We start from the raw sequence: 12,356 nt of genomic DNA, 5'->3' as shown, positions 1-12,356 counted from the left end.
ATGATTTCTGGAGATGCAATGAAGATTATTACTTGCTATAAGTGCGTGCCTGATGAACAGGATATTGCGATCAATAATGCTGATGGTTCATTAGATCTCAGCAAAGCCGATGCGAAAATAAGCCAATATGATCTGAACGCTATTGAAGCGGCTTGCCAGTTAAAACAGCAGGCGACTGAGGCGCAGGTGACGGCTTTAAGTGTGGGCGGCAAAGCCCTGACTAACGCCAAAGGACGTAAAGATGTGCTGTCTCGCGGCCCGGATGAACTGATTGTGGTGATTGATGACCAGTTCGAGCAGGCACTGCCGCAACAAACTGCGACTGCACTGGCTGCCGCGGCGCAGAAAGCAGGCTTTGATCTGATCCTCTGTGGTGACGGTTCTTCCGACCTTTATGCCCAGCAGGTTGGTCTGCTGGTGGGTGAAATCCTCAACATTCCGGCAGTTAACGGTGTCAGCAAAATCCTCTCCCTGACGGCAGATACCCTCACCGTTGAGCGCGAACTGGAAGATGAAACAGAAACTTTAAGCATCCCGCTGCCTGCGGTCGTTGCTGTTTCCACTGATATCAATGCCCCACAAATTCCTTCGATGAAAGCCATTCTTGGCGCGGCGAAAAAGCCAGTTCAGGTGTGGTCGGCGGCGGATATCGGTTTTAACGCACAGGCAGTCTGGTCTGAACAACAGGTTGCCGCACCGAAACAGCGCGAGCGTCAGCGCATCGTGATTGAAGGCGACGGCGAAGAACAGATCGCCGCATTTGCTGAAAATCTTCGCAAAGTCATTTAATTACAGGGGATGCTATGAACACGTTTTCTCAAGTCTGGGTATTCAGCGATACCCCTTCTCGTCTGCCGGAACTGATGAACGGCGCGCAGGCTTTAGCTCATCAAATCAATGCGTTTGTTCTGAGTGACGACGACGGCGCACAGGCAATCCAGTTTGGTGCTAATCATGTCTGGAAATTAAGCGGCAAACCGGACGATCGGATGATCGAAGATTACGCCGGAGTGATGGCAGACACCATTCGCCAGCACGGCACAGACGGCCTGGTACTACTGCCGAACACCCGTCGCGGCAAATTACTGGCGGCGAAACTGGGTTATCGCCTGAAAGCGGCGGTTTCTAACGATGCCAGCGCCGTCAGCGTGCAGGATGGTAAAGCAACGGTGAAACACATGGTTTACGGCGGCCTGGCGATTGGCGAAGAACGCATTGCCACGCCGTATGCGGTACTGACCATCAGCAGCGGCACGTTCGATGCGGCTCAGCCGGACACGTCAAGTACAGGTGAAACGCACACCGTGGAGTGGCAGTCTCCGGCTGTGGCGGTTACCCGCACGGCAACGCAGGCGCGCCAGAGCAACAGTGTCGATCTCGACAAAGCCCGTCTGGTGGTTAGCGTCGGTCGCGGCATTGGCTGCAAAGAGAACATTGCGTTGGCAGAGCAACTTTGCCAGGTGATTGGCGCGGAGTTGGCCTGTTCTCGTCCGGTGGCGGAAAACGAAAAATGGATGGAGCACGAGCGCTATGTTGGTATCTCCAACCTGATGCTGAAACCTGAACTGTACCTGGCCGTGGGGATCTCCGGGCAGATCCAGCACATGGTTGGCGCTAATGCGTCACAAACCATTTTCGCTATCAACAAAGATAAAAATGCGCCGATCTTCCAGTACGCGGATTACGGCATTGTTGGCGACGCCGTGAAGATCCTTCCGGCGCTGACGGCGGCTTTAGCGCGTTGATCTACTCTGGCAGGGCTGCTTTCGGCCCTGCCGCTGACAGGGAGTTCTTATGTCCGAAGATATCTTTGATGCCATCATCGTTGGTGCAGGGCTGGCCGGTTCGGTTGCCGCGCTGGTGCTCGCCCGCGAAGGGGCACAAGTGTTAGTTATCGAGCGTGGCAATTCCGCTGGCGCTAAGAATGTTACCGGTGGGCGTCTCTATGCCCACAGTCTGGAACACATCATTCCTGGTTTTGCCGAAAGCGCCCCCATTGAACGCCTGATCACTCATGAAAAACTTGCGTTTATGACCGAAAAGTCAGCGATGACTATGGACTACTGCAATGGCGACGAAACCTCGCCATCCCAGCGCTCTTACTCCGTTTTACGCAGCAAATTTGATGCCTGGCTGATGGAGCAGGCCGAAGAAGCGGGCGCGCAGTTAATTACCGGAATTCGCGTCGATAACCTTGTGCAGCGCGATGGCAAAGTTGTCGGCGTAGAAGCCGATGGCGATGTGATTGAAGCGAAAACGGTGATCCTCGCTGATGGTGTGAACTCCATTCTTGCCGAAAAGCTGGGAATGGCGAAACGCGTCAAACCGACGGATGTGGCGGTTGGCGTGAAGGAATTGATCGAGTTACCGAAGTTGGTTCTCGAAGACCGTTTTCAGTTGCAGGGTAATCAGGGCGCGGCCTGCCTGTTTGCGGGTGCACCCACCGATGGCCTGATGGGCGGTGGCTTCCTTTATACCAATGAAAACACCCTGTCACTGGGACTGGTTTGCGGCCTGCATCATCTGCATAACGCGAAGAAATCGGTGCCACAAATGCTGGAAGATTTCAAACAGCATCCGGCGGTTGCACCGCTGATCGCGGGTGGCAAGCTGGTGGAATACTCTGCTCACGTAGTGCCAGAAGCGGGTATCAACATGTTGCCGGAACTGGTTGGTGACGGCGTGCTGATTGCCGGTGATGCCGCCGGAATGTGTATGAATCTCGGCTTTACCATTCGTGGTATGGATCTGGCGATTGCCGCCGGAGAAGCAGCAGCGAAAACCGTGCTTTCAGCGATGAAAAACGACGATTTCAGTAAGCAGAAACTGGCGGAGTATCGTCAGCATCTGGAGAGTGGCCCGCTGCGCGATATGCGTATGTACCAGAAGCTACCGGCTTTTCTTGATAACCCACGTATGTTTAGCGGCTATCCGGAACTGGCGGTGGGTGTGGCGCGTGACCTGTTCACCATTGATGGCAGTGCGCCGGAACTGATGCGCAAGAAAATCCTCCGCCACAGCAAGAAAGTGGGTTTCATCAATCTGATCAAGGATGGCATGAAAGGAGTGACCGTTTTATGACTTCTCCCGTCAATGTGGACGTCAAACTGGGCGTCAATAAATTCAATGTTGATGAAGAGCATCCGCACATTGTTGTGAAGTCTGATGCCGATAAACAGGCGTTGGAACTGCTGGTGAAAGCGTGCCCGGCGGGTCTGTACAAAAAACAGGATGACGGCAGCGTACGCTTCGATTACGCCGGATGTCTGGAGTGTGGAACCTGCCGCATTCTTGGGCTGGGGTCGGCGCTGGAGCAGTGGGAATACCCGCGCGGCACCTTTGGCGTGGAGTTTCGTTACGGCTGATGTTGGTCTGATACGTAACGCCGTACTGACCCCCATTGCTAAAAAACAGGATCAACCCATGCAACCGTCCAGAAACTTTGACGATCTCAAATTCTCCTCTATTCACCGCCGTATTTTGCTGTGGGGAAGCGGTGGCCCGTTTCTGGATGGCTATGTGCTGGTAATGATCGGCGTGGCGCTGGAGCAACTGACTCCGGCGCTAAAACTGGACGCTGACTGGATCGGCCTGCTGGGCGCGGGAACCCTCGCCGGGCTGTTCGTTGGCACATCGCTGTTTGGCTATATCTCCGATAAAGTCGGACGACGCAAAATGTTTCTCATCGATATCATTGCTATCGGGGGGATTTCTGTTGCGACGATGTTTGTCTCATCACCTGTCGAACTGCTGGTGATGCGGGTGCTCATCGGCATTGTTATCGGCGCGGATTATCCCATCGCCACCTCGATGATCACCGAGTTCTCCAGCACCCGTCAGCGGGCGTTCTCCATCAGCTTTATCGCCGCTATGTGGTATGTCGGCGCGACCTGTGCCGATCTGGTCGGCTACTGGCTTTATGATGTGGAAGGCGGCTGGCGCTGGATGCTGGGCAGTGCGGCGATCCCGTGTTTGTTGATTTTGATTGGTCGATTCGAACTGCCCGAATCTCCCCGCTGGCTGTTGCGCAAAGGGCGAGTGAAAGAGTGCGAAGAGATGATGATCAAATTGTTTGGCGAACCGGTGGTTTTCGATGAAGAGCAGCCGCAACAAACTCGTTTTCGCGATCTGTTTAACCGCCGCCATTTTCCTTTTGTCCTGTTTGTGGCCGCCATCTGGACCTGCCAAGTGATCCCGATGTTCGCCATTTACACCTTTGGCCCACAAATCGTCGGTCTTCTGGGGTTAGGCGTCGGCAAAAACGCGGCGCTGGGAAACGTGGTGATTAGCCTGTTCTTTATGCTCGGCTGTATTCCCCCGATGCTCTGGCTGAACACTGCTGGACGACGTCCATTGTTGATCGGCAGCTTTGCCATGATGACGCTGGCATTGGCGGTTTTGGGGCTGATCCCGGATATGGGGATCTGGCTGGTGGTCATGGCGTTTGCGGTGTACGCGTTTTTCTCCGGCGGGCCAGGCAATTTGCAGTGGCTTTATCCTAATGAACTCTTCCCGACGGATATTCGCGCCTCAGCCGTGGGCGTCATTATGTCTCTGAGTCGTATCGGTACAATTATCTCAACCTGGGCGCTGCCGATCTTTATTAATAATTACGGTATCAGCAATACTATGCTGATGGGGGCGGGGATCTCGCTGTTTGGCCTGCTGATTTCTGTGGCGTTTGCTCCGGAGACGCGTGGGATGTCGTTGGCGCAGACCAGTAATATGACAATTCGCAGGCAGCGTGCAGGATAACTTATTCAGATTTCTCTCTTTTTTGAATCAATATTATTGACTATAAGCCGCGTGAATATGTGACTACACTTTGTGGAAAACAAAGGTGTAAACGCGCAGGCTAACTATGATTCTAATCATTTATGCGCATCCGTATCCGCATCATTCCCATGCGAATAAACGGATGCTTGAACAGGCAAGGACGCTGGAAGGCGTCGAAATCCGCTCTCTTTATCAACTCTATCCTGACTTCAATATCGATATAGCGGCCGAGCAGGAGGCGCTCTCTCGTGCCGATCTGATCGTCTGGCAGCACCCAATGCAGTGGTACAGCATTCCGCCGTTGCTCAAATTGTGGATCGATAAAGTCTTCTCACACGGCTGGGCTTACGGACACGGCGGTACGGCGTTGCATGGCAAACATTTGCTGTGGGCGGTGACGACTGGCGGTGGGGAAAGTCATTTTGAGATTGGTACTCATCCGGGCTTTGATGTGTTGTCGCAGCCGCTACAGGCGACGGCAATCTACTGCGGGCTGAAATGGCTGCCGCCGTTTGCCATGCACTGTACCTTTATTTGTGACGACGAAACTCTCGAAGGGCAGGCGCGCCACTATAAGCAACGTCTGCTGGAATGGCAGGAGGCACATCATGGATAGTCATACGCTGATTCAGGCGCTGATTTATCTCGGTTCGGCGGCGCTGATTGTGCCGATTGCAGTACGTCTCGGTCTTGGTTCGGTACTTGGCTACCTGATTGCAGGTTGCATTATTGGCCCGTGGGGGCTGCGGCTGGTGACCGATGCTGAATCTATTCTGCACTTTGCCGAAATCGGCGTGGTGCTGATGCTGTTTATCATCGGTCTCGAACTCGACCCACAAAGGCTGTGGAAGCTGCGGGCGGCAGTATTCGGCGGTGGCGCATTGCAGATGGTGGTTTGCGGCGGCCTGCTGGGGCTGTTCTGCATGTTACTCGGTATGCGCTGGCAGGTGGCAGAACTGATTGGCATGACGCTGGCGCTCTCATCAACGGCGATTGCCATGCAGGCGATGAATGAACGCAACCTGACGGTGACGCAAATGGGGCGCAGTGCCTTTGCGGTGCTGCTGTTCCAGGATATCGCGGCGATCCCGCTGGTGGCGATGATCCCCTTGCTGGCGGCGAGCAGTGCCTCGACCACGCTAGGTGCATTTGCCTTGTCAGCGTTAAAAGTGGCGGGCGCGCTGGTGCTGGTGGTATTACTGGGGCGCTATGTCACGCGTCCGGCGCTGCGTTTTGTTGCCCGCTCTGGCTTGCGGGAAGTGTTTAGTGCAGTGGCTTTATTCCTCGTGTTTGGCTTCGGTTTGCTGCTGGAAGAGGTTGGTCTGTCGATGGCGATGGGCGCGTTTCTGGCGGGCGTGCTGCTGGCAAGCTCGGAATATCGTCATGCGCTGGAAAGCGATATCGAACCGTTCAAAGGCTTGTTGTTAGGGTTGTTTTTTATCGGCGTTGGGATGTCGATAGACTTTGGCACGCTGATTGAAAACCCGTTGCGCATTGTCATTCTGCTGTTCGGTTTCCTCATCATCAAGATTGCCATGCTGTGGCTGATTGCCAGACCGTTGCAGGTGCCGAATAAACAGCGTCGCTGGTTTGCGGTGCTGTTAGGGCAGGGCAGTGAGTTTGCCTTTGTGGTGTTTGGCGCGGCGCAAATGGCGAATGTGCTGGAGCCGGAGTGGGCGAAATCATTGACCCTGGCGGTGGCGCTGTCGATGGCAGCAACGCCGATTTTGCTGGTGATCCTCAACCGTCTTGAGCAATCCGGCACTGAAGAGGCGCGCGAAGCTGATGAGATCGACGAAGAACAGCCGCGGGTGATTGTTGCCGGATTCGGGCGTTTTGGTCAGATCACCGGACGTTTGCTGCTCTCCAGCGGAGTGAAAATGGTTGTGCTCGATCATGATCCTGACCATATAGAAACGTTGCGCAAATTTGGCATGAAGGTGTTTTACGGCGATGCCACGCGGATGGATTTGCTGGAATCTGCCGGAGCGGCGAAAGCGGAAGTGCTGATTAATGCCATTGACGATCCGCAAACCAACCTGCAACTGACGGAGATGGTGAAAGAACATTTTCCGCACTTGCAAATTATTGCCCGCGCCCGTGATGTCGATCACTACATTCGTTTGCGCCAGGCTGGCGTGGAAAGGCCAGAGCGTGAAACCTTTGAGGGAGCGCTCAAAACCGGGCGTCTGGCGCTGGAAAGTTTAGGCCTAGGGCCATATGAAGCGCGAGAACGTGCTGATGTGTTCCGCCGCTTTAATATTCAAATGGTGGAAGAGATGGCGATGGGCGAAAACGACACCAAAGCCCGCGCGGCAGTCTATAAACGCACCAGCGCGATGTTAAGCGAAATCATTACTGAAGACCGGGAACATCTGTCATTAATTCAACGGCATGGCTGGCAGGGAACCGAAGAAGGGAAACATACCGGCAACATGGCGGATGAGCCAGAAACTAAGCCGTTGTAATCAAAAAGTGTGATGTGTCGCATGCTTTACAACTAACTGTTTGTTTTTGCGCAACTGTAATGCGGCGAGTCCAGGGACATAGCGTGGACTCGCCAGCAAAATAAAAATTTTCCTCAACATCATCCTCTCGCCAGTCGACGAAGGTTTACGCTTTACGTATAGTGACGACAATTTTTTTTATCGGGAAATCTCAATGATCAGTTTGATTGCGGCGCTAGCGGTAGATCGCGTTATCGGCATGGAAAACGCCATGCCGTGGAATCTGCCTGCCGATCTCGCCTGGTTTAAACGTAACACCTTAAATAAACCTGTGATTATGGGTCGCCATACCTGGGAATCCATTGGTCGCCCGTTACCTGGACGCAAGAATATTGTCATTAGCAGCCAGCCGGGTACGGATGATCGCGTAATGTGGGTGAAATCGGTTGATGAAGCCATCGCTGCCTGTGGTGACGTACCGGAGATTATGGTGATTGGCGGCGGTCGCGTATACGAGCAGTTTCTGCCGAAAGCGCAAAAACTGTATCTGACGCATATCGATGCGGAAGTAGAAGGCGACACCCATTTCCCGGATTACGAGCCGGATGACTGGGAATCGGTGTTCAGCGAGTTCCACGACGCCGATGCGCAGAACTCTCACAGCTATTGCTTTGAGATTCTGGAACGGCGGTAAGTTTGTATAGAATTGACGGCTAGTGCCGGATGCGACGCCGGTCGCGTCTTATCCGGCCTTCCTGTATCAGGCTGTGTTTAAGACGCCGCCGCTTCCCCCATATCCTTGTGCCGGTTCGACGGCTGGACAAAATACTGCTTATCTTCCCAGCGCAGGCAGGTTAATGAACCGCCCCAGCAGCAACCGGTATCCAGCGCGTAAATGCCTTCCGGTGTGCCTTTTCCTTCCAGCGATGCCCAGTGACCAAACACAATGCTGTACTCTTCGCTAACTGGCCCAGGAATGGTAAACCACGGTTTCAACGGTGCAGGTGCGTCTTCCGGCGACTCTTTGCTGTACATATCCAGTTGACCGTTCGGGAAGCAAAAACGCATCCGGGTAAACGCGTTGGTGATAAAACGCAGTCGCGCCAGACCACGTAACTCTGGCGTCCAGTTGTTCGGCATGTCGCCGTACATGGCGTCAAGGAAGAAAGGATAGGAGTCACTCGACAACACCGCTTCTACGTCGTGAGCACACTCTTTGGCGGTCTCTAAGTCCCATTGCGGCGTGATCCCCGCATGGGCCATCACCAGTTTTTTCTCTTCGTCGATTTGCAGTAAAGGCTGACGGCGTAGCCAGTTAAGTAACTCGTCGGCGTCAGGTGCTTCCAGTAAAGGAGTCAGGCGATCTTTCGGCTTGTTGCGGCTGATTCCGGCGAATACCGCCAGAAGGTGTAAATCGTGATTGCCCAGTACCAGACGCACGCTGTCACCTAATGATTTCACGTAGCGCAGGACATCCAGCGAACCAGGGCCGCGCGCGACCAGGTCGCCCGTCAGCCAGAGGGTATCTTTCCCAGGGGTAAATTCTATTTTGTGTAGCAATGCGATCAGTTCATCGTAACAGCCATGAACATCGCCAATAAGGTATGTCGCCATATTATTTTAATGAATGAGTATTGGAACGGAGAGTCGGAATACGGGAATATCGATGCTGAACGGAACGCCGTTTTCATCGATCATTTCGTAGTGACCCTGCATGGTGCCCATCGGTGTTTCGATAATTGCACCGCTGGTGTACTGGTACTCTTCGCCAGGGGCGATATGTGGCTGGACGCCCACCACACCTTCGCCCTGGACTTCGGTTTCACGGCCATTGCCGTTAGTGATCAGCCAGTAACGTCCCAACAACTGCACTGGCGCTCGCCCCAGGTTGCGTATGGTTACAGTATAAGAAAAAACGTAACGCTCATTATCAGGTGAAGACTGCGCTTCAATGTAAACACTTTGAACCTGAATACACACTCGGGGCGAATTGATCATCGTTAACTCTCCTGCAAAGGCGCGTTCTCCGCCAGATAGTTCGCCATCTGGCAATATTGCGCGACAGAGATGTTTTCCGCTCGCATCGCCGGGTCGATGCCCATTCCTGTTAACACCTCGACGCTAAACAGATTGCCGAGACTGTTACGAATGGTTTTACGACGCTGGTTAAAGGCTTCGGTGGTGATACGGCTTAACACGCGAACATCTTTAACCGGGTAAGGCATCGTTGCATGAGGAACCAGGCGCACGACGGCGGAATCCACTTTTGGTGGTGGTGTAAAGGCTGATGGCGGTACTTCCAGCACCGGGATCACGTTGCAATAATATTGCGCCATGACGCTTAATCGACCATACGCTTTGCTGTTCGGTCCTGCAACCAGACGATTCACCACCTCTTTTTGCAACATAAAGTGCATGTCGGCAATGGCATCAGTATAGCTAAACAGATGGAACATCAACGGTGTGGAGATGTTATATGGCAGGTTACCGAAAACACGTAGCGGCTGACCCATTTTCTCGGCCAGTTCACCGAAGTTAAAGGTCATTGCATCCTGCTGATAAATCGTCAGTTTCGGGCCTAAGAACGGATGCGTTTGCAGACGTGCCGCCAGATCGCGGTCAAGTTCGATGACCGTCAGTTGATCCAGACGCTCACCGACAGGCTCGGTCAACGCTGCCAGACCGGGGCCGATTTCGACCATCGCCTGACCCTTCTGCGGGTTAATGGCAGAAACAATGCTGTCGATCACGAACTGATCGTTGAGAAAGTTTTGCCCGAAGCGTTTACGGGCTAAGTGGCCCTGGTGGACTCGTTTATTCATTGGGTATTAACAATCATTTTGATGGCGAGATTAAGCGCCGTAATAAAACTGCCGACATCAGCTTTGCCACGTCCCGCCAGTTCCAGCGCGGTGCCGTGGTCAACAGATGTGCGAATAAAGGGCAGGCCCAGCGTAATGTTCACACCGCGCCCGAAGCCCTGGTATTTTAGCACGGGAAGACCCTGATCGTGGTACATCGCCAGCACCGCGTCGGCGTTGTCGAGATATTTAGGCTGAAACAGGGTATCGGCAGGCAGCGGCCCGTTGAGTTTCATCCCCTGCGCCCGTAACTCGTCGAGCACTGGAATGATGGTGTCTATCTCTTCCGTGCCCATATGACCGCCTTCGCCCGCGTGCGGATTCAGGCCACAGACCAGAATCTGCGGTTCGGCAATGCCAAATTTCGTACGCAAATCGTGATGTAAAATAGCAATCACTTCGTGCAGAAGTTGTGGGGTGATGGCGTCAGCAATATCGCGCAGCGGTAAATGCGTGGTTGCCAGCGCGACGCGAAGTTCTTCGGTCGCCAGCATCATCACCACTTTTTTCGCCTGCGAGCGTTCTTCGAAAAACTCGGTATGACCGGTAAACGGAATACCGGCGTCGTTAATGACGCCTTTATGCACCGGCCCGGTGATCAGCGCGGCAAATTCACCGTTCAGGCAGCCATCGCACGCTCGCGCCAGCGTCTCCACCACATAATGCCCATTTTCAACCGCTAATTGACCCACAGTTACAGATGCACGTAGCGCGACAGGAAGCAGCGTTAATGTGCCCGCAGTTTGCGGTTGCGCAGGGGAGTTGGGGGAATAAGGGCGGAGGGTAAGCGGCAAACCGAGCATCGCTGCCCGGTCGGTAAGGAGAGTGGTATCGGCACAAACAACCAGTTCGACCGGCCACTCACGTTGTGCAAGCTGGACAACTAAGTCCGGGCCAATCCCGGCTGGCTCGCCGGGAGTGATCACAACACGTTGGGTTTTAACCATTAGTTGCTCAAAATTTTCACATAGGCGCTGGCGCGTTGTTCCTGCATCCAGCTTGCTGCTTCTTCCGAGAACTTACGGTTCATCAGCATCCGGTAAGCACGATCTTTCTGCGCCGCATCGGTTTTATCAACATTACGGGTATCCAGCAGTTCGATTAAATGCCAGCCGAATGAAGAGTGAACCGGTGCGCTCATTTGACCTTTGTTCAGACGGGTCAGCGCGTCACGGAAGGCCGGATCAAAAATATCTGGCGTAGCCCAGCCGAGATCGCCGCCCTGGTTAGCAGAGCCGGGATCCTGGGAGAACTCTTTCGCCGCAGCGGCAAACGTGGTTTTGCCACTCTTGATATCGGCAGCAATCTGTTCCAGTTTCACGCGGGCCTGTTCGTCAGTCATGATCGGAGATGGTTTCAGCAGAATATGGCGAGCGTGTACTTCGGTCACCGAGATATTTTTGCTTTCGCCGCGCAGGTCGTTAACTTTCAGAATGTGGAAGCCGACGCCGGAACGAATCGGACCAACAATATCGCCTTTCTTCGCGGTACTTAATGCCTGGGCGAAAATCCCTGGCAGTTCCTGAATGCGTCCCCAGCCCATCTGGCCACCGTTCAGCGCCTGCTGATCGGCAGAGTGAGCGATCGCCAGCTTACCGAAATCAGCGCCGTTACGAGCCTGATCGACAATGGCGCGCGCCTGCGTTTCCGCTTCGTTCACCTGCTCAGAAGACGGATTTTCCGGCAGCGGGATCAGGATGTGGCTCAAGTTCAGTTCAGTGCTGGCATCATTCTGATTACCGACCTGCTGCGCCAGAGCTTCAACTTCCTGCGGCAGGATAGTGATGCGACGACGTACTTCGTTGTTACGCACTTCAGAGATAATCATCTCTTTGCGGATCTGGTTACGATAGGTGTTGTAGTTCAGTCCATCGTAGGCCAGACGGCTGCGCATCTGATCCAGCGTCATGTTGTTCTGTTTGGCAATGTTAGCAATCGCCTGATCGAGCTGCTCATCGGAGATTTTTACTCCCATTTTCTGCCCCATCTGCAGGAGGATTTGATCCATGATCAAACGCTCCATGATTTGGTGGCGCAGTGTCGCGTCATCAGGAAGTTGCTGCCTTGCCTGGGCGGCATTCATTTTTACCGACTGCATTAATCCATCAACGTCGCTTTCCAGCACGACGCCGTTATTGACGACGGCTGCGACTTTATCGACTACCTGGGGGGCAGCGAAACTGGTATTCGCGATCATCGCGATACCGAGAAGCAGCGTTTTCCAGTTCTTCATACTTTTTCCATTTCAATTAACCGCACTGCGGATTACGTG

At 53.8% G+C, this 12,356-nt stretch carries 13 protein-coding genes; 8 read left to right on the top strand and 5 right to left on the bottom strand.

The annotated features are described in order from the left end of the window. Positions 1-18: 18 nt before the first annotated feature. The 8 genes from C1192_RS12770 (at position 19) to folA (ending at position 7,917) form a co-directional block, all read left to right on the top strand. Complete coding sequence (locus tag C1192_RS12770; RefSeq protein WP_038354938.1) at positions 19-789, top strand: electron transfer flavoprotein FixA; 771 nt, start codon at positions 19-21, stop codon at positions 787-789. A gap of 14 nt (positions 790-803) precedes the next feature. Continuing rightward, positions 804-1,745 (top strand): electron transfer flavoprotein subunit alpha/FixB family protein, encoded by a 942-nt coding sequence (locus tag C1192_RS12765; RefSeq protein WP_001091475.1) that lies wholly within the window; start codon positions 804-806, stop codon positions 1,743-1,745. Positions 1,746-1,794: 49 nt separating this feature from the next. Continuing rightward, positions 1,795-3,081 carry an FAD-dependent oxidoreductase gene (locus C1192_RS12760; protein ID WP_038354939.1) on the top strand — a complete coding sequence of 429 codons (1,287 nt, stop codon included), beginning with the start codon at positions 1,795-1,797 and terminating at the stop codon, positions 3,079-3,081. Next, positions 3,078-3,365, top strand: a complete 288-nt coding sequence (fixX, locus tag C1192_RS12755; RefSeq protein ID WP_000203750.1) for a ferredoxin-like protein FixX — start codon at positions 3,078-3,080, stop codon at positions 3,363-3,365. The genes C1192_RS12760 and fixX overlap by 4 nt, the downstream gene beginning before the upstream one ends. A gap of 58 nt (positions 3,366-3,423) precedes the next feature. Beyond that, positions 3,424-4,755, top strand: a complete 1,332-nt coding sequence (locus C1192_RS12750; RefSeq protein WP_001183182.1) for an MFS transporter — start codon at positions 3,424-3,426, stop codon at positions 4,753-4,755. Positions 4,756-4,861: 106 nt separating this feature from the next. Next, a complete protein-coding gene (gene kefF, locus C1192_RS12745) occupies positions 4,862-5,392 on the top strand; it encodes a glutathione-regulated potassium-efflux system oxidoreductase KefF (protein ID WP_000600731.1) in 531 nt (176 codons plus the stop codon). Next, complete coding sequence (kefC, locus tag C1192_RS12740) at positions 5,385-7,244, top strand: glutathione-regulated potassium-efflux system protein KefC (protein ID WP_001517728.1); 1,860 nt, start codon at positions 5,385-5,387, stop codon at positions 7,242-7,244. The genes kefF and kefC overlap by 8 nt, the downstream gene beginning before the upstream one ends. A gap of 193 nt (positions 7,245-7,437) precedes the next feature. Then, complete coding sequence (folA, locus tag C1192_RS12730; protein WP_000624377.1) at positions 7,438-7,917, top strand: type 3 dihydrofolate reductase; 480 nt, start codon at positions 7,438-7,440, stop codon at positions 7,915-7,917. 77 nt (positions 7,918-7,994) lie between these two features. On the opposite strand, the gene apaH is transcribed toward folA, so the two are convergent. From apaH to surA, 5 genes are read right to left on the bottom strand one after another with little or no spacing between them, the layout of a single operon-like run. Beyond that, positions 7,995-8,837 (bottom strand): bis(5'-nucleosyl)-tetraphosphatase (symmetrical) ApaH, encoded by an 843-nt coding sequence (gene apaH, locus C1192_RS12725; protein ID WP_038354941.1) that lies wholly within the window; start codon positions 8,835-8,837, stop codon positions 7,995-7,997. Between the two features lie 6 nt (positions 8,838-8,843). Further along, positions 8,844-9,221 (bottom strand): Co2+/Mg2+ efflux facilitator ApaG/CorD, encoded by a 378-nt coding sequence (gene apaG / locus C1192_RS12720; RefSeq protein ID WP_000610905.1) that lies wholly within the window; start codon positions 9,219-9,221, stop codon positions 8,844-8,846. Between the two features lie 2 nt (positions 9,222-9,223). Next, a complete protein-coding gene (rsmA, locus tag C1192_RS12715; RefSeq protein WP_001042778.1) occupies positions 9,224-10,045 on the bottom strand; it encodes a 16S rRNA (adenine(1518)-N(6)/adenine(1519)-N(6))-dimethyltransferase RsmA in 822 nt (273 codons plus the stop codon). Beyond that, the gene (pdxA, locus tag C1192_RS12710) at positions 10,042-11,031 is read right to left on the bottom strand and encodes a 4-hydroxythreonine-4-phosphate dehydrogenase PdxA (RefSeq protein WP_016262859.1); all 990 of its coding nucleotides are present in this window, start codon (positions 11,029-11,031) and stop codon (positions 10,042-10,044) included. The genes rsmA and pdxA overlap by 4 nt, the downstream gene beginning before the upstream one ends. Then, on the bottom strand, positions 11,031-12,317 hold the full coding sequence (surA, locus tag C1192_RS12705) for a peptidylprolyl isomerase SurA (RefSeq protein WP_000800488.1): 1,287 nt from the start codon (positions 12,315-12,317) through the stop codon (positions 11,031-11,033). Before surA ends, pdxA begins: the two co-directional genes overlap by 1 nt. Between the last annotated feature and the right edge of the window lie 39 nt (positions 12,318-12,356).

This window comes from Escherichia marmotae (assembly GCF_002900365.1).
GTDB lineage: Bacteria > Pseudomonadota > Gammaproteobacteria > Enterobacterales > Enterobacteriaceae > Escherichia > Escherichia marmotae.
Note: the sequence above shows the minus strand (reverse complement) of the source record. Positions and strands in the feature narration are given on the sequence as shown.